This is a genomic window from Saccharothrix coeruleofusca (assembly GCF_017876325.1).
GTDB lineage: Bacteria > Actinomycetota > Actinomycetes > Mycobacteriales > Pseudonocardiaceae > Actinosynnema > Actinosynnema coeruleofuscum.
The window spans coordinates 3,367,303-3,384,253 of the sequence record NZ_JAGINV010000001.1; the positions used below are offsets into that span (position 1 = coordinate 3,367,303).

Annotated in this window: 14 protein-coding genes; 7 read left to right on the forward strand and 7 right to left on the reverse strand. The window is 73.8% G+C overall.

From position 1 onward, the window contains the following. Positions 1-48: 48 nt before the first annotated feature. Positions 49-1,233 (reverse strand): GGDEF domain-containing protein, encoded by a 1,185-nt coding sequence (locus JOF41_RS15265; protein ID WP_209619715.1) that lies wholly within the window; start codon positions 1,231-1,233, stop codon positions 49-51. Between the two features lie 234 nt (positions 1,234-1,467). On the opposite strand from JOF41_RS15265, the gene JOF41_RS15270 reads away from it, so the two are divergent. Then, positions 1,468-1,611 carry a hypothetical protein gene (locus JOF41_RS15270; protein WP_189227168.1) on the forward strand — a complete coding sequence of 48 codons (144 nt, stop codon included), beginning with the start codon at positions 1,468-1,470 and terminating at the stop codon, positions 1,609-1,611. 27 nt (positions 1,612-1,638) lie between these two features. Here JOF41_RS15270 and JOF41_RS15275 read toward each other — a convergent pair whose 3' ends face one another. Next, complete coding sequence (locus tag JOF41_RS15275; protein WP_307867423.1) at positions 1,639-2,841, reverse strand: MFS transporter; 1,203 nt, start codon at positions 2,839-2,841, stop codon at positions 1,639-1,641. 146 nt (positions 2,842-2,987) lie between these two features. On the opposite strand from JOF41_RS15275, the gene JOF41_RS15280 reads away from it, so the two are divergent. The 3 genes from JOF41_RS15280 (at position 2,988) to JOF41_RS15290 (ending at position 7,015) form a co-directional block, all read left to right on the forward strand. After that, positions 2,988-3,998 (forward strand): YdcF family protein, encoded by a 1,011-nt coding sequence (locus tag JOF41_RS15280; protein ID WP_189227166.1) that lies wholly within the window; start codon positions 2,988-2,990, stop codon positions 3,996-3,998. Between the two features lie 321 nt (positions 3,999-4,319). Next, positions 4,320-5,576 carry an extracellular catalytic domain type 1 short-chain-length polyhydroxyalkanoate depolymerase gene (locus tag JOF41_RS15285; protein ID WP_209619720.1) on the forward strand — a complete coding sequence of 419 codons (1,257 nt, stop codon included), beginning with the start codon at positions 4,320-4,322 and terminating at the stop codon, positions 5,574-5,576. A 140-nt stretch (positions 5,577-5,716) separates the two neighbouring features. Beyond that, positions 5,717-7,015, forward strand: coding sequence for an SGNH/GDSL hydrolase family protein (locus tag JOF41_RS15290; protein WP_209619726.1), 1,299 nt, complete (start codon positions 5,717-5,719; stop codon positions 7,013-7,015). Positions 7,016-7,055: 40 nt separating this feature from the next. On the opposite strand, the gene JOF41_RS15295 is transcribed toward JOF41_RS15290, so the two are convergent. Together JOF41_RS15295 and JOF41_RS15300 are read right to left on the reverse strand one after the other, a co-directional pair. Beyond that, complete coding sequence (locus tag JOF41_RS15295; protein WP_209619729.1) at positions 7,056-8,543, reverse strand: FAD-dependent monooxygenase; 1,488 nt, start codon at positions 8,541-8,543, stop codon at positions 7,056-7,058. Beyond that, a complete protein-coding gene (locus JOF41_RS15300) occupies positions 8,540-9,169 on the reverse strand; it encodes a PadR family transcriptional regulator (protein WP_189227163.1) in 630 nt (209 codons plus the stop codon). Before JOF41_RS15300 ends, JOF41_RS15295 begins: the two co-directional genes overlap by 4 nt. A gap of 160 nt (positions 9,170-9,329) precedes the next feature. On the opposite strand from JOF41_RS15300, the gene JOF41_RS15305 reads away from it, so the two are divergent. Then, positions 9,330-9,932 (forward strand): hypothetical protein, encoded by a 603-nt coding sequence (locus JOF41_RS15305; RefSeq protein ID WP_209619732.1) that lies wholly within the window; start codon positions 9,330-9,332, stop codon positions 9,930-9,932. Here the strand turns inward: JOF41_RS15305 and JOF41_RS15310 are convergent. The 3 genes from JOF41_RS15310 to JOF41_RS15320 form a co-directional block, all read right to left on the reverse strand. Beyond that, positions 9,929-11,230 (reverse strand): NAD(P)-binding protein, encoded by a 1,302-nt coding sequence (locus tag JOF41_RS15310; RefSeq protein ID WP_209619735.1) that lies wholly within the window; start codon positions 11,228-11,230, stop codon positions 9,929-9,931. The two genes, JOF41_RS15305 and JOF41_RS15310, sit on opposite strands and share 4 nt — an antisense overlap. 123 nt (positions 11,231-11,353) lie before the next feature. After that, entirely contained in the window at positions 11,354-12,367 is a 1,014-nt protein-coding gene (locus JOF41_RS15315) for an alpha/beta hydrolase (protein ID WP_209619738.1), read from the reverse strand. Between the two features lie 19 nt (positions 12,368-12,386). After that, positions 12,387-13,772, reverse strand: coding sequence for a cytochrome P450 (locus JOF41_RS15320; RefSeq protein WP_307867424.1), 1,386 nt, complete (start codon positions 13,770-13,772; stop codon positions 12,387-12,389). A 189-nt stretch (positions 13,773-13,961) separates the two neighbouring features. Here JOF41_RS15320 and JOF41_RS15325 point away from each other — a divergent pair, with 189 nt between their 5' ends. Both JOF41_RS15325 and JOF41_RS15330 read left to right on the forward strand, forming a co-directional pair. Beyond that, the gene (locus JOF41_RS15325) at positions 13,962-14,798 is read left to right on the forward strand and encodes an SAM-dependent methyltransferase (RefSeq protein ID WP_209619741.1); all 837 of its coding nucleotides are present in this window, start codon (positions 13,962-13,964) and stop codon (positions 14,796-14,798) included. Then, positions 14,795-16,903, forward strand: a complete 2,109-nt coding sequence (locus JOF41_RS15330; RefSeq protein WP_209619744.1) for a putative bifunctional diguanylate cyclase/phosphodiesterase — start codon at positions 14,795-14,797, stop codon at positions 16,901-16,903. Before JOF41_RS15325 ends, JOF41_RS15330 begins: the two co-directional genes overlap by 4 nt. Positions 16,904-16,951 lie beyond the last annotated feature (48 nt).

Here is a 16,951-nt window from a genome sequence, read left to right on the forward strand (position 1 = left end):
GCGGGGTCGCGTCGTGGGAGCCCGCGCTCAGCCGAGGGCGCGGGCCGGTCAGGAGGCGAGGCAGAGCCGGTCGCGTCCGGTTCGCTTGGCTCGCAGCAGCGCCTGGTCCGCGACCAGGATCAGCTGGTCGACCTCGGTGCCGTGGTCGGGGCTCAGCGCCGCGCCCATGGACGCGGTGAGCCCGGTGATCTCCACTTGGCCGGTGACGGTGGGCACCGCGACGACCAGCGCCCGCAGGCGGTCCAGGATGCGCGCGGCTATGTCGCGCACGTCGCCCGCGGTGGCGCCGGGCAGCAGCACGACCAGCTCGTCGCCGCCGAAGCGGCCCACCAGGTCGCCGCGCCGCAGCTCGCCGCGCAGCACCGCGGCGGCCGCGCGCAGCACCTGGTCGCCCGCCACGTGGCCGTGCTCGTTGTTGACCTGCCGGAAGTGGTCCAGGTCCAGCACCAGCATGGCCACCGGCCTGCCGTGCTGGCGGGCCCGCGCCAGCTCCGCGCCCGCCATCCGGCTCCAGTAGGTGGCCTCCATCAAACCGGTCTTGCCGTCGGTCTGCGCGGCGCGCTGCAATTGGGGCATGAGCAGGCCTTGGTGCAGGGCGAGCACCGTGACCATCAGGACGGCCACCAGCCAGGGCGCGAACACCAGCAGCGCGGCCAGCCCGACGCCCAGGCCGAGCGCGGCGGCCACCACCAGCTGGTCGGCCAGGTCGCCCACGGCCCGGCTGGCCGGGGCGGTCGGGTTGGACAGCACGATCGCGCCCACCACGAGCGCGAAGTTCACCAGCCACCACACGGCGGCGGCCGCCACCAGCGCCAGTGCGCCCAGCGGCCCCTCCGGGATGCCGGGGCGGACGACCAGGCCGGTCGCGTCGAGCACAGCGGCGGACGCACCGGAGGCCAGCACGAAGGTGGCGGCCGAGAAAACCTTGCGGAACACCATCGTGTGGCCGTAGACGCGCAGCCAGCAGTACAGGTAGCTGATAACGGTCAGCGCCATCACCAGCGGCAGGGGCAGCACGATGACCGACGCGAAGACCCACAACGACTTCAGGTTGACATACGGCCCGCTCTCCACGGCCACCTCGCGCAGCCGCTCGATCCCGCGCACGGCCTCCAGGTGGACCACGGCGGCGGCGGTGAGGACCAGGAAGCGCGTCAGGTCCGCGCCGGTCACCCCGGTGAACGCGACGCTGGTGGCGATCACGGCCAGCGCCGCGACGTCGACCAGCAGCACATAGGCCAGGACGGGCCGGGGTAGCCCCCACAGTCGCCACCGGAAAGGGGGAACCAGGCGCAGTCGGTGCTCGTGTATTCGCCCTTGCGGTGACTCCGCGTTCACACTCATGGGGAATCCCACGCTCTCTACTGGCTGCACTTCCTCGTATCCCTGCACCGTAACCAGAGAACTACCCCTCGTCACGAGACCGTCCGGGTGGGAGCGACCACCCACGAATCCCAGGAGCACCCCATGATCACGCGCGGCAACGAGTGGACCAGCCGAGGCAACGAGTGGACCTTCCGCGGCAACGAGTGGGGGGCGCGCGGCAACGAGTGGACCCTGCGCGGCAACGAGTGGACCTGCCGGGGCAACGAGTGGCCCGCCCGGCGTTGACCCCTCCGGACCGCTCCGCCGGTGACATCACGACGGCACCGGCGGGGCGTCCGCGCCCGCTCGCCGCCAGGCCGCTCCGGCGGCCACGGCGGTCACGGCGCCCAGCACGCCCGCTCCGGCGATGACCAGCGAGGCGGGCACGGCCGTGGCCGCCAGACCCGCCAGCATGATCCCGCCGCCCTGCGCGGTCCGCAGCGCGGTGACCGCCAAGCCCAGGCACTGCCCGCGGTGCCGGTCGGGCACCGCCTGCACGAACGCCGCCCGCGCCACCATGTGGTAGCCCGACGCCGCGCCCGACAGCGCCCACAGCGCGACCGTGGCCGCCAGCCCCGGTCGCCACGCGCACAGCACCAGGGGCAGGCACGCCGCCACAGCCAGCGGACCGAGCCAGCGCAGCCTGGTCCTCGGCGGCAGCTTGGTCAGCAGCAGCATCCCGACCACGGTGCCCGCCGGACTCGCCGCCAGCAGCAGTCCCACCGCGGTGGCGCCCTGGCCGATCTCCCCGGCGTAGGGCACGGCCAGGCCCTCGACCGTGATGTAGAAGCCCGCCACGCACGCCAGGGCGACCAAGGAGCGCAGCCTCCGGTCGCGCAGCACCAGGCCCAGGCCCGCACCCAGCGAGTGCCACCACGACCACACGGCCGGTGCGCCCGCGGCGGCGTCGGCCAGCGGGGCGGGCCGGTGCCGCACCCCCAGCCGCACCAGCACCGCCGAGAGCAGGAACGTGGCGCCGTCGAGCAGCAGGCCCTGGCTGGTGCCCGCCACGGCCACCACGGCCCCACCGGTGGCGAACCCCAGGACCTGGCTCGTCTGCACCATCACGTCCTGCACGCCCGAGGCGACCACGAACCGGTCGCCCCGCATCGCCGCGGCCAGGGTGGCCGCGCGAGCCGCGCCGTGCGGGGCGTTGAGCGCCTGCACCAGCACCAGCAGCACGGCCGCGCACCACAGCGGCAGGCCGGGCAGCGCCATCACCGCCACCAGGCCCCCTCGGCACAGGTCGGTGGTGATCATCACGGCGCGGCGGGGGTAGCGGTCGGCGAAGCCGGACAGCAGCGGCCCGGACACCAGGTCGGGGACGTAGGTGAGCCCGTAGGTCACGGCGGTCAGCCCGGCCGACGCGGTGCGCTCGTAGACCAGCACCGACACCGCCACCCGCGCCAGCTGGTCACCCAGCACGCTGAGCAGCTGGGCGAGGAACAGCGCGCGGAACTCGCCCGAGGCGAACACCGACCTGAAGGTGGCTGGCCGTCCGCCGTCCGCTGCGCCCATCCCGATCCCCCGCCCGACCCGCGACTGGTGGCCTCACAGCATGCCGGTTCGGCGCGGGGCGCGAGTGCGGTTCGCCGATCTCGTCCGACTACGATCACCGCTTCGTGGAATTGCTGATCTTCGCCGCGGTGCTGCTGGTGGTCTTCCTGGTGCGGCTGCGGCGGGAGCCCCGGCGCATCGTCAACGGCGTCTACCTGCTGCTCGCCTTGGCGTTCGGGGCGCTGTGGCTGCTCACGTTGACCGGCTACAGCAGCGATGAGGCGGTGGTGGCGCTGCTGCTGCGGGCCGCTCCGCTGTTCGCGGCGGTGATAGCGGTGTTCCTGCTCGCCAACGGGTGGCTCATGCTGCGGCGCGAAGGCGTCCAGCTCGCCAACGCGCTGTCGCTGGCCGCCGGGCTGGCGGTGATCGCGCTGGTGGCCGGGGTGTCCACCGCGCTGACCAAGGCGGCGGACGACACCGGCGCCGCCGACTGGCTGCTGGTGGCCGCCCGGTCGGCCGTGCTGCTCGCGGGTTACCTGGGATTCGCCTTCACCGCCTTCCTGCTGTACTCGGTGGTCTACGGCCGCGTCCCACAGCGGGCGGGCCACGCGGCGATCGTGGTGCTCGGCGCCGGTGTCCCGCAGGGGCGGGTGCAGCCGCTGCTGGCGGCGCGGCTCAACCGGGCCGCCGAGCTGTACCGGCGGGAGCTGGCCGCGGGCGCCCGTCCGGTGGTGGTGACCTCCGGCGGCCAGGGGCCCGACGAGCCCGCGTCCGAGGCCAGCGTCATGGCCGGTTACCTGCACGCGCGCGGCATCCCGCCCGAGGCGGTGGTGGAGGAGGACCGGTCCACCTCGACGTGGGAGAACCTGCGCTACTCCGCCGACCTGCTGGCCGCGCGGGGGCTGGAGGGAAGGCTGCTCGTGGTCACCAGCAACTACCACGTGCTGCGCGCGGCCGTGCTGTCCCGGCGGCTGGGGCTGCGCGCCGACGTCCGCGGCGCGAGGACGGCCTGGTACTTCCTGCCCAACGCGTTCGTGCGGGAGTTCGTCGCGCTGCTGGCGCAGTACAAGGCGGCCAACGCCGTCGCCATGGTCGCGATCGCCGCCGTGCTCCCCCTCCTGGCGCTGCCCAACTAACCCGCGTCGGCAAGTACTACCCGCCCCACCACCACGGGCCGGTAACCACTACCCGGCCCACGACGTCGATCCGCGCGGGTAGTAGTTACGCGCTCGACGGAGCGGCACGGGTAGTACTTGCAGACGTTGGGCCAGTTGAGACCCGAAACTTCTCCGCAAGAGATTGCTCGGCGTGTCGGCGTCGCAACATAGTGAGCTGACTTCAGGGGCGATCTCTCAAGGAGGAGGGATGGTCATCAGAGCGCTCATGCTCGTGCAGGCGGAGGTCCGGCGTCCCGGCGGAACCACCGGCCGGACAGGCCCAGCGGTGGTGGTGGCGCCGTGAAGGCACTGGCCGCCGTCACCTCCGCGCTGGCCGTGGTCATCGCGGTCCTCGTCGCGCCGCAGGCCTCCGCGGCCTCGCTGACCGAGGTGACCGGTTTCGGCACCAACCCCAGCAACCTGCGGATGCACCTCTACGTGCCCGACCGCGTCCTCAGCAAGCCCCCGGTGCTGCTGGCGATCCACTACTGCACCGGCTCGGGCCCCGCGTTCCACTCCGGCACCGAGTTCGCGCGGCTGGCCGACCAGCACGGGTTCATCGTGATCTACCCGTCCGCCACCCGCAGCGGCCAGTGCTTCGACGTCTCCTCGCAGCAGGCGCTGCGGCGCGACGGCGGCAGCGACCCGGTGGGGCTGATGTCGATGGTGCGGTACGTGCTGCAACGCCACAACGGCGACGCGAGCCGCGTGTACGTCACCGGCACCTCGTCCGGGGCCATGATGACCAACGTCATGCTCGCCAACTACCCGGACGTCTTCGAGGCGGGCGCGGCGTACGCGGGCGTGCCCGCGGGCTGCTTCGCGACCACCGACGGTTCGGGCTGGAACAGCGCGTGCGCCAACGGGAACGTGCTCAGGACGCCCCAGCAGTGGGGCGACATCGCCCGTTCCGCCTACCCCGGCTACTCCGGGCAGCGGCCCAGGGTGCAGCTGTGGCACGGCACCGCCGACGACACCCTGCGCTACCCGAACTTCGGCGAGGAGATCGACCAGTGGACCAACGTCCACGGCCTGTCCACCACGCCGACCTTCACCGACCGCCCGCAGGCCAACTGGACCCGCACCCGCTACGGCGACAAGGTCGAGGCCATCTCCTTGCAGGGCACCGGTCACAACGTCATGGCGTCGGGGATGGCCCTGCGCACCATCCAGTTCTTCGGCTTGGACCGGACCCCGCCGACGAGCACGACGACCACCACGACCACCCCACCCGGCGCGGGCACCTGCAAGGTCTCCTACGCCGTCAACGCCTGGAACGAGGGCCTGACCGCGTCCATCACCATCGCCAACACCGGCACCACCGCGGTCAACGGCTGGGCGCTGGAGTTCACCCTGCCCAACGGGCAGCGGATCACCTCGGGCTGGGGCGCGACCTACTCGCCCACCAGCGGCGTGGTCACCGCGCGCAACGCCGCGCACAACCCCGCGATCAGCCCCGGCGCGTCCATCGGTGTGGGCCTGCAGGCCTCGCACACCGGTGACGCGGGCGAGCCGTCCTCGTTCTCCCTCAACGGAACCGCTTGCGCGGTCGGATGACTCCGGTCACCCCGTGCGGGATCCGCCCTCGCACGGGGTACTCCCCTGCCCGGCGGGAATCGCGGCAGAATCGGGGCACGCCCCCGGCGGGCGTTCGCGCCCGCTGCCGCCGCGGCCGAACCCGACACCGAGGAGCTCCCTTGCCGCAGTTACCCCCCAGACGCCGCGACCGCCTCGGCACCCGCGTGGCAGCCCTGCTCACCGGCCTGCTGCTGGCGGTGGGGGCGCAGACCGCGACCGCCGCCCCCGCACCGACCTGGATCGGCACGTGGGGCACCTCGTCCACCTCCGTGCCCGCGTCGGCGAACACGGTGTTCCAGGACCAGACCCTGCGCCAGATCGTGCACACCAGCGTCGGCGGCAGCACCCTGCGGGTGCGGCTGTCCAACGAGTTCGGCTCCCAGCCGCTGGTCGTCGGCGAGGCGCACGTGGCCCGGTCGGCCTCCGAGGGCTCGGACGCCCGCGTCGAACCCGGCTCGGACCGCCGGATCACCTTCGGCGGCAAGCCAACCGCCACGGTGCCCGCGGGCGCCCCGCTGCTCAGCGACCCGGTCGCGCTGCCCGTGCGGCCGGGCGCGGACCTGGTGATCAGCCTGTACCTGCCCGAGCGCACGCCCGCCACCACCGTGCACGGCTCGCCGTTCCAGGACGGCTTCCTCACCTCCGGCAACGCCACCGGCAGCACCGACTTCGACTCGCCGACCGTGCTGCCGCAGTGGTACTTCCTCAGCGGTGTGCGGGTCGCGGGTGAACCGCGCCGCGGTGGCACCGTCGTGGCGTTCGGCGACTCGATCACCGACGGCGCGATCACCACGCCGGGCGCCAACCGGCGCTGGCCGGACTTCCTGGCCCGACGCTTCCAGGCCGACCGGGGGCTGCGTCACCTCGGCGTGGTCAACTCGGGCATCGGCGGCAACCGCCTGCTGCACGACCCCAACCCGCCGGAGGGCTCGCCCGCGCAGGACTACGCGGCCTACTTCGGGCAGAGCGCGTTGCGCCGCTTCGACCGCGACGTGCTGCTCCAGCCGGGCGTGCGGCACGTGGTCGTGCTCATCGGCGTCAACGACCTGGGCCACCCCGGCAACATCGCGCCGATCAGCGAGAAGGTCACCGCGCACGACCTCATCGCAGGCTACCGGCAGCTGATCGCCCGCGCGCACGAGCGGGGCGTGGAGATCCACGGCGCCACCATCACGCCGTTCCGCGGGGACACGCTGGGCTTCTACAACCCCGACAACGAGGCCGTCCGCCAGCAGGTGAACCACTGGATCAGGACCAGCGGCGAGTACGACGGCTACGTCGACTTCGACGCCGCCGTCCGCGATCCCCGGCAGCCCGACCGGCTCCTGCCCGCCTACGACAGCGGCGACCACCTGCACCCCAACGACGCGGGGATGGAGGCGATGGCGAACTCGGTGCCACTGCGCCTGTTCCGCTGACGCACCCGGTGCGGGGCCGCCCGGGCGGCCCCGCACCGGTTCAGCCGGTCGCGAGGACGCCGGAACGAGCCGGGCCGTACCAGTGCTCCAGCGCCCGTGGCAGCCCGTCGGCCTGCTCACCCACGACGCCCACCCAGGCGGTGTGGCCGTCCGGGCGCAGCAGGAGCGCGCGCAGGTCCGGGTGGTCCGGGCAGCGGTCGGTGACGATCCCGACCCTGTCCGCCCACCCCGCGGCCCGCTCGGCGGCCGTCCCGTCGCCCAGGTCCAGCAGCACGCCCCGGCCGGGGGCCAGCAGCTGGGCCAACCGAGTCCCGGTGCCGAGCACGAGGTCGGGGGCCATCCGGCCCAGCCACGGGTGCTCCGGGGCCGCGGGCGCGGGGTAGCGGGTGTCCAGCCCGGTCACGACCTCGGCCAGCGCCCGGTTGCCGTCGGGGTGCTCAGCCAGGCGGGTGAGCAGGTCCGCGACCGGCCGGAGCCCGTCGCCTGCCGTCCCCAGCAACGCCTGCGCGCGGGTGCTCGCCAGCAGCCGCACCCCCGCGGCGTGGCGTTCGTCGTGGTAGGTGTCGAGCAGGTGCGCGGGTGCGGTGCCGCGCACCGCGGCGGCGAGCTTCCAGCCGAGGTTGAACGCGTCGTCCAGGGCGGCGTTGACGCCGATCGCCCCGGCGGGCGGGTGGACGTGCGCGGCGTCGCCCGCCAGCAGCACCCGGCCCGTCCGGTACCGCTCTGCGAGCCGGGCGGCGTCGCCGAAGCGGGTCAGCCAGCGGGGCGCGCGCAGCTCCACGCGCCTGCCCAGGGCGGCGTCCACGGCGGATCGCAGCCGTTCCAGGGTGACCGGGGTGTCCCGGTCCTCGGGCGGCTCGGGGTCGTCGACCACCACCCGGACGTAGCCGGGGCGCGGGATGACCAGCACCGCACCGCCGGGGCCGGTGGTCACGCCGAGCGGCAGCCCGTCCGGATCGGCCGACTCGACGTCGCCCAGCAGGGAGAAGCGGGTGGCCGGGGTGCCGGGGAAGGCGATGCCCGCCTGCTTGCGGACGGTGCTGCGGCCCCCGTCGCAGCCCACGAGGTAGCCCGCGCGCAGGACGCGCTCGCCGTCGGGGGTCGCCGCGGTGGCGGTCACCGCGTCGGCGTCCTGCCGCAGGGCGCGCAGCTCCCAGCCGCGCCGCAGGTCCGCGCCGAGTTCCAGCGCGTGGGCTTCGAGCACCTCCTCGACCCTGGTCTGCGGGATGCCCAGGGTGTACGGGTGGTCGGTGCGCGCGCCGGTCAGGTCCAGCGTCACCGGCAGGCCGGAGAACGCCGCCTGCGGGACCTGCCAGCCCTCGGCCAGGAAGGGCGCGTCCAGTCCCCGGCGGGCCAGCAGGTCCAGTGCGCGGGCGTTGAGCGTGAACCCCCGGCAGAAGCCGGGCCGTTCGGCGTGGCGTTCCAGCACGGTGGTGGCCACGCCCGCGCGCCGCAGCTCGGCCGCCAGCAGCAGCCCCGCCGGTCCCGCTCCGACGATGACGACCTCGGTGTCCCAGTCGGCGCTCACCCGTTTCCCCCTCGCTCCTGGCCGCTCCAGGTCCAGCCCTGGTCGGTGCGCTCCGCTTCGGGCCAGGCCAGGCTGCCGCCGCGGATCTCGGCGACGGTGCGCCGCGTCCACTCCAGCTCGGCCCGCGCCACGTGCAGCAGGTACTCGGCTTCGATCATGAACAGCCTCGGCAGGCCCCCCGCGCCGACCGTCGAGGCCAGCACCCGCTCGATCTCCTCGACGTGCCGGGTCAGGTGCTCCACCCGCTCCGCGAGCGCGTCCGCCGCCGCCTCCGGGCCGAGCGCGCCCAGGTAGGACACCGCGGCCGCGAACTTCGGGTGTTCGGGCACCGGTCTGCGCAGCAGTTCGTCCAGCCAGGCGAGGAACTCGCGGTGGCCGAGGTCGGTGTGCGCGTAGACGGTCCGCTCGGGGCGCCTGCCCTCGCGCACGGTCCGCACCGGCTCGATCCAGCCGTGCCGGACCAGCGCCTCGACCGTGTCGTACAGCGATCCGGAGTTGAGCTTGAAGCTGCTGTCCTTCAACCGCTCCCGCAGCGTCGTGGCCATCTCGTACGGGTGCATCGGGCGTTCCTGCAGCAGCCCCAGCACGGCCAGGGCGACCGTGTTGGTGATCTTCCTCTTCGCCATGTATCACCGCTCTCTACTAGTCGGAACCTACTATACGGAACCGACTAACGATAACGCGCTTCGTCTCATGGGCTGCCCTTTACGGACTTTTGACGGTGGAGTGACCGACCTCCCACCGGGAACCGCGTGACGACATCGCGGGGGTCATTACCGTGCCCGCATGGCACTGGTGTGGTTACCTCTCGACGACGAGACCATCGACCGGATGCTCGTGCTGGCGCGCTCCCCGTGGACACCGGCGGAGTTGGACCGGACCTGGGCCGCCACGGGCTGGGCGCTGCCCGGCGGGCTGCCGCTCGCGGCCCAGGTGTTCGACGACCTGACCTACACCTTCGGCACCGGCGACCGCCTGCTGCGCCTGGGGATGCGCTTCGACCCGGACGAGATCACCAGCTTCTCGGTGGACTTCGCCACCTACTCCGACAGCGCCGACCCGGACGCCGCCGACTTCGGCGGTCCGGACGCGCTGGGGGCCGGGTGGTCGGTCGACCCGGACGCCACCCGCGCGGACTTCGACGCCCGGTGGCGCGAGGGGGTCGACGCGGTGGCCGCTCGGCTGGGCGACCCGCTGATCGGGCGGCACGGCAGGCGGTGGCACCACGCGCTGTGGCGGCTGCGGGACGCGCTGGTCGTGGTGGCCCAGAGCGAGAGCTCCGACGACTACGCCGACGTGGAGGACGCGCTGCTGTGCGTGGCGCACCACCCGGGGGACACGCCGATCCCGCGCGACGAGGAGTTGCGCGACTTCCTGCTCGGCGCTTAGCGCGGGCCCGCCAGCACCTTCGCCACCACCCTGGGGTCGAACAGCGCCGAGGGCCCCTTGACCATCTGGGCCACCTGGAAGAACCGCCGGTACACGGCCAGGTCGCCGGGCAGCACCTCGATCATCCGGTCCAGGTACCAGCGGACCAGTCGCGCGGCAGGGCCCGACCTGGTTGCGGTCCACCCCAGGTCGGCGCTGGTGGCCATGCGCCACGGCAACCGCAGCACGCGCGCCGCGCGGCGCTGGAACCGCCACCCCAGCGCGTCCAGGTCCGTCGAGCGGGACAGCAGCCCGCCCAACTCCTCGGCCTCCAGCGCCGCCACCGTCATGCCCTGGCCGTACACGGGGTTGAAGCTGCACACGACGTCGCCCAGCGCCGCCAGCCGCCGCGGCCAGCGGGACATGCGGTGGAACGGGGTCCAGCGGTTGCCCAGGCCCACCACCCGGTACAGCTCGCCCGCCGGGACGCCCTGCTCGACGCACTGGGCGATCAGCGGGTTGTCCAGGGACCGCGCGTAGGCCAGGAATCCGTCCTGGTCGGTCGGGGTCGGCTCGCCGCCCGAGCCGATGAGGCAGATCTGCCACCGGTCGGCCTCGACGGCGAACACCGCGCCACCGCGCCGCACCACCGGCGCGTGCGTGCCCTGCGCGGTGGCGATCCAGTCCCGCCGCGCGCCGGGCGGCACGTGGTAGAGGCGGGTCGAGTAGGAGAGCCCGCCGTTGACCACGAGGTCCTCGGGGACGTCGAAACCCGCGGCCGCCAGCCGGTCCCTCAGCTTGGCGTGCCTGCCCGCGGCCACCACCACGAAGTCGGCCGCCACGACCTCCGAGCCCACGCGCACCCCGGTGACGCGCAGGCCCGCCTCGTCGAAGCACAGGTCGTCCACCCTGGCCCCGGCCCGCAGCCGCACCCGCGGCAGCGCCAGCACCCGACGGCGCAGGCAGGTCTCCAGGCAGACGCGGGTGAAGCACCGGATGGTCAGCCCCAGCACGCCCTCGGGCGCCCACCCGGTGACCATCCGCAGCCGCGTCTTCCGCGCCTGGTCACCCGACGGCACGCCGAGCCGGTCCAGTTCCGCACCCAGGCCGGGGAACAACCGCTCCAGCACCTCGGCGCCCCTGGCCAGCAGGGCGTGCGGGTGCCGGGCCTGCGGCACCCCGCTGTGGTACTCGGTGTCGGCGGTCACCTCGTCCTGCTCCAGCAGGGTGACGCGCTCGAAGTGGTCGGCCAGCACCCTGGCCGCGACCAGCCCGCCGATCCCGCCCCCGACGACGACCGCTTCCCGCGCACCAGCCATGACGCCCCCTGCCCTTGGTGGATCACCAGTCTGTGCCAGGGGAACCCTCCGGTCACCGGTTCGGCGCGATTCCCCCCGAGCGCCCGCTCTTTCACCCGTACGCCGACCCTCGCGGAACGCGGCTCAAGGACCCACCTCGGTCCGCGCCCAGTCGGCGACCGCGTCGTAGTACGCGCCCGCGTGCGGGGCGAGGTTGATCGAGTGGCCGTAGTCGGGCAGCACGTACGCCTGCAGGCGGGCCTGCGGGCCGAAGTACGGCCGCTCGGCGGCCAGCAGGGTCAGCGCGGTCGAGCAATCGGTGGCCAGCGGTCCGCACACCGCCGCGTCGCGGCCGCCCACCGCCGTCATCACCGGCGCGGTGATGTTCCGGCTGAACGGGAGCAGCACCGCCACTCCCAACCCGTCGGCGGCCTCGGTGGGTGAGAAGACGTCCTTGGTCGCCTCCTCCACCGCCATCACGTCGGACGCGGACGGGGCGGGTGCGTGGAAACTGGCGTAGCGGGTGCCCGACGCGGTGGTCAGGTAGCCGACCGGGAACAGCGGGCCGAACTTCGGGTCCAGGTTGGCGGGCCGGAAGTTGGCGAAGGAGGCGGCCACGCCCGCCGGGTTGATCCGGTGGGTCATGCCCGTGAGCAGCACACCGTCCACGTCGCGGTAGGCGCCCGCCTCGATCGCGGCGACGGCCGCGCCGAGGGAGTGCCCGCCGATGACGACCTTGTCGAACCTCGGCCCGTACGCGCCGGACCGCAGGCCCCGCACCACCTGGTGCATGGCGTCGGCCTGCGCCAGCGCGGTCAGCAGCGGCGCGGGTGGCCGCGAGCTGCGGCCGCTGCCGAGCCGGTCGACGGCGAGGGTGGCGAAACCCGCGCGGTTCTGGGCCGCTCGGAAGGAGTGCCTGCCGTCGGGGAAGTCCCAGTAGGAGCTGTTGTAGGTGGCTCCGGGGATGAGCAGCTGGACCGCGTCCGCGCCCCCGGCGGGCGTGCACAGCTGGCCGTGCACGGTGTGGCGGGTCGCCAGGACCGTCACCGGCGCTCGCACCTCGCGACAGGTGGCGGGGTCGGCTCCGGCGGCCGGGGCGGGGGTGGCGGCGACGGTCAGTGCCGCGAGCCCGGCGGCGAGTGCTCGCTGGTACCGCAAGAGTGGGGTGTCCTTTCCTTCACAGCGTCGTGGTTCTCGGGCGGGGCAGTGCGGCCATCGGCATCCGACCGGGGTGGATGGTGCCGACGACCTTCGTGCGCACGGACTTGCCCGGCACGGGGACCAGGCGCCAGCGGGCGGCGGTGGTGGCCGCGACGATGGCGATCCCGGCGGTGGCGTAAGCGTGGCCGGGACAGCGGTGCGCTCCGCCCGCGAACGGGAGGTAGGCGCCCCTGGGCAGGGCGCCCGCGCGCTCGGGCGACCAGCGGTCGGGGTCGAAGCGCCACGGGTCCCGGTGGAACCGCTCGTCGTGGTGCAGCGCGTGCGGGCTGAACGCGACCTCCGCGCCCGCAGGCACGCGCACGCCCGCCAGGACCAGGTCCTCGGCGGTGCGGCGCACCACGAACCACAGCGGGTACCGGCGCAGCACCTCGTTGACGACGCGGCGCAGGTACCGCAACCTCGGCAGGTCGCCGATCGTGGCGGGGCGGCCCCGCAGCACCTCGTCCGCCTCGGTCTGCACCCGCCGCTGCACCTCGGGGTGGCGGGCCAGCTCGTGGAACAACCAGGCCAGCGCCGGACCGGTGGTCCCGCTGCCCGCCACGAGCAGGGTGACCACCTCGTCGCGCACCTGCCGGTCGGACAGGACGCGGCCGGTGCTGTCGCGGGCCGACAGCAGTGAGCGCAGCGGGTCCTGGCGCTCGACGGGATCGGCGCGGGCGGAGGCGATGGCCCGGTCCACCGCGGCGTGCACGCGCCCCACCGCCTCGTCGAAGCGGCGGTCGACCGGTCGGACCAGCTTCCGCGCCCGTGGGAGCGGCAGCACCCGCGCCACGCCGTGCCGGATCAGCTCGGGCGTCCAGCGCCGGATTTCGCCGTCGACCTCGGGATCGGAATCGGTTGCGAGCAGCATCCGGTCGACAGTGGCGATCGCGAAGTCCCGCATCACCCGATCGATTTCCAACACCTGTCCAGGCCGCCAGGAATCGACCAGCTCAGCGGCGCCTTTCGTGACAGCGGTGCAATACTGAACCACCCGGTCGGGATGGAAAGCGGCTTGCACCGCCTTCCGCTCGCCGTGGCGGCAATCGCCACCCGCGACCGGAGGGCGGTTTCCGAAAAACTTTCGAAACTTGCCCACCGGCAGCCCTTTTCCCACCCCGCACGTCTCCGCCGCGAGCACCTCGCAAGCCAATTGCGGGGTGGTCACCACGTACACCACACGCTTGCCCAGGTAGATCCGCACGACATCGCCCACAGCGCTCAGACCGGCGCTGAAGTCGAGGCGTCGCCGCAGCATGGCGGGGGTGTGCCCGAGCAGCGGCCAGCGGCCCGGCACCACCGGAGCCTCGCACCGAGGAGCGCTTCCGGTTTTCCGGCGTGCGATCACGTCACTTGCCCCCACTCGGTCGGGCGATGAACGGCGAGCACTCTATGCGGCCGTTCAGGCGGAGAGGGATAGCGCAATCGAGTTAATTTATTGGATCGACTGGCATCCGCCCGGCCCAAGCGGTTGGATACTCGCGTTCCAACCACCAACCGGGTGGTCGCACCTCTCACCCGGAACCCCTCGGGGAATGAACTGGAGCGCGCCGTGGACGAGCCGGACTGGGTGCCCGAGGGTGTCGACACCTCGATTCCGAGCGTGGCTCGCACTTACGACTACCTGCTCGGTGGCGCGCACAACCTGGCGGTGGACCGCAGGATGGCCGACGAGATGCTCCGGGTGCTGCCCGGCGCGCGGCACCTGGTCCGCCTCAACCGCTCGTTCCTGCGCCGCGCGGTCACCCACCTGGTGCGGCGGGGGGTGCGGCAGTTCCTCGACATCGGCTCGGGCATCCCGACCGCGGGCAACGTGCACGAGGTCGCCGGGGCGCACGCCCCGGACTGCCGCGTGGTCTACGTCGACAAGGACCCGGTGGCCGTCGCGCACAGCCGGATGCTGCTGGCCGGGGACGAACGCACCGACGTGGTGCTGGCCGACCTGCGCGACCCCGAGGACGTGCTGGGCAGGCCCGAGGTCAAGGGCCTGCTGGACCTGGACCAGCCGGTGGCGCTGTTGCTGCTGCTGGTCGTGCACTTCCTGACCGACGAGGAGGACCCGGTGGGTCTGCTCGGCCGCTACCGGGACCGGCTGGCGCCGGGCAGCTTCCTGGTCGTCTCGCACGCCACCGACGACCGGCGCGCCGAGACCATGCGGCGCGCGGCGGACACCGTGCGCCGCGCCCGGTCCAGGGACAACCTGGTCTACCGCGACCGCGCCGAGGTCACCGCCCTGTTCACCGGCTACGAACTGGAGGAGCCCGGCGTCGTCGGCTGCGCGCTGTGGCGTCCCGACGGCGCGGGTTCGATGGCCGACACCCCCGAGGACAACACCCAGGTCTACGTCGGCGTCGGGCGCAAACCCGCGCCTGGGGAGCGGGGGACGTGACCGCCCCGCTCCCCCGCGACGCGGCCGGGCTGCGCGAACGCGTGAAGCTGGCCCGCAAGTGGGCCTACCTGCTCAGCAAGCGGACCTACCTGCCGATGTCGCAGGCCGAGTTGGAGCGCCAGCTGCTGGGCCTGGTCGAGCGGCTGTGCGCGGGCGTGGTCACCGGGCCGCTGGCCCACCAGGTCGGCCGCGAGGTCGGCGTGGCGCTGGTGGAGATGAACTGCACGCTGGCCGAGACCCTGCGGCTGAGCGTGGAGGTGATCAGCCGCGGCCTGCTGGACATGACCTCGCTGCGCGGCATCCCGCAGCGGCGCGACCGGGTGGTCGAGGTGGTCGCCGCGCTGGCCTCCGGGTTCGCCGAGAAGCTGCGGCTGGCCACCCTGGAGCAGCAGGAGCAGCTGGGGCGCGCGCTGCACCGCGCCATGCGGCAGGTCCAGCTGGACCTGCAGGCCAGCGAGGCCAGGACCGAGGTGGTCGAGACCTTCACCTCCAGCGGGGTGGCCACCACCGATCTGGCCGGGCAGGTGCTGCGCGCCAACGACGCGCTGGCCCGCATCGTGGACCTGCCCCCCGCCGCGGTCACCGGGCTGTCGCTGCCGGACCTGGTGCACCCCGATCAGCGGGACGCGGTGCGCGCGGACTTCGCCCGGCTCGCGGCGGGCTCCGGCGAGGTGATCAGCCAGCCCCGCAGGCTGCTGCGCGCGGACGGCGAGACGGCGTGGGTGACGCTGACGCTGACGCCGCTGCGGCTGCACGACGGGCGCGGCCAGGTGGTGGTGCTGGCCGAGGACAGCTCGGACGTGAGCCTGCTGCAGGGCCAGCTCAACCACCAGTCGCTGCACGACCTGCTGACCTGGCTGCCCAACCGGCAGTACTTCACCAGCAGGTTGGAGCAGGCGCTGCGCACCGCCGACCCGGCCACCGGCATCAGCGTGTTCCACCTGGACCTGGACGGGTTCTCGCTGATCACCGGCGGGCTGGGCAGGCGGGTGGGCGACCAGGTGCTCAAGACCGTGGCGCTGCGGCTGCGCGAGGTGGTGGCCGAGGAGGTCGCCATGGTGGCCCGGTTCGGCTACGACGAGTTCGCGATCCTGGTGGAGAACTCGGCCAGCACGCCGGACGTGGTCACCCTGGTGCGCCGGATCAACGACCGGCTGTCCGAGCCGTTCGACGCGGGTGGCCACCGGGTGGCCACCTCGGCGACCATCGGCGTGGTGCACCGCCCGCCCTCCGACGCCTCGCCGTCGGACCTGCTGGACTCGGCGGACCTGACGCTGCGCCGGGCCAAGGGCGGCGGCAGGCGGCAGTGGGAGCTGGCCGACCCGACGCAGGACGGCCGCGACCGCAGGCGGTTCAGCCTGGCCGTGACCATGCCGGGCGCGTGGGAGGGCGGTGAGCTGCGGGTGCGCTACCGGCCGCTGGCGCGGCTGGCGGATTCGGCGCTGGTCGCCGCCGAGGCGGTGCTGCGCTGGGACCACCCGAAGCTGGGCGCGCTGCCCCACGAGCAGTGCCTGGCGCTGGCCGAGGACACCGGCCTGGTGGGGTCGCTGCTGGCGTGGCTGCTGCGGACGGCGTGCGAGCAGTCCCTGGCGTGGCGACGCGACCGGGGCCGGGAGCTGCCGGTGCGGGTGGGCGTGACCGCGAGCCAGGCGGCCGACCAGGAACTGGTGGGCGCGGTGCTGGGCGTGCTCGCCGACACCGGGCTGCCGCCGCGGCTGCTGCGGCTGGGCCTGCCCGCCGCGGCGGTGCTCGACGAGGACGAGGCGGCCGCGGACAACGCGCGCATCCTGGCCGAGAGCGGGGTGGTGGTGGAGGTCGACGACTTCAGCGCCGCGCCGGGCGAGCTGGTGAGGGTGGCCGAACTGCCGGTGGCGTCGGTGCGCATCACCTTGTCCCGAGGGCCGGTGCCCGGTGGGCCGCCGGGCGGGCGCGTGGTGGCCGACCTGCTGGCCGTGGTGCGCGACGCGGGCGTGGCGGTGGCGGTGGACGGGCTGTCCTCGGTCGAGCAGGCGAGGTGGTGGCGGGAGGCCGGCGCGGACACCGGCTCCGGCCCGCTGTTCGCCTCCCCCTCGCCGCCCGAGGTGATCGCCGCCCGGCTCGGCTGAGAACGGCGTCACCGGCCGACCCGGACGCTCAACTCACGCGGACGGGCG

Coding starts and splice junctions, on each gene's coding strand:
- JOF41_RS15270 (WP_189227168.1), top strand. CDS start 1,468: ATGATCACGCGCGGCAACGAGTGGACCAGCCGAGGCAACGAGTGGACC.
- JOF41_RS15300 (WP_189227163.1), bottom strand. CDS start 9,169: ATGGCGAAGAGGAAGATCACCAACACGGTCGCCCTGGCCGTGCTGGGG.
- JOF41_RS15305 (WP_209619732.1), top strand. CDS start 9,330: ATGGCACTGGTGTGGTTACCTCTCGACGACGAGACCATCGACCGGATG.
- JOF41_RS15310 (WP_209619735.1), bottom strand. CDS start 11,230: ATGGCTGGTGCGCGGGAAGCGGTCGTCGTCGGGGGCGGGATCGGCGGG.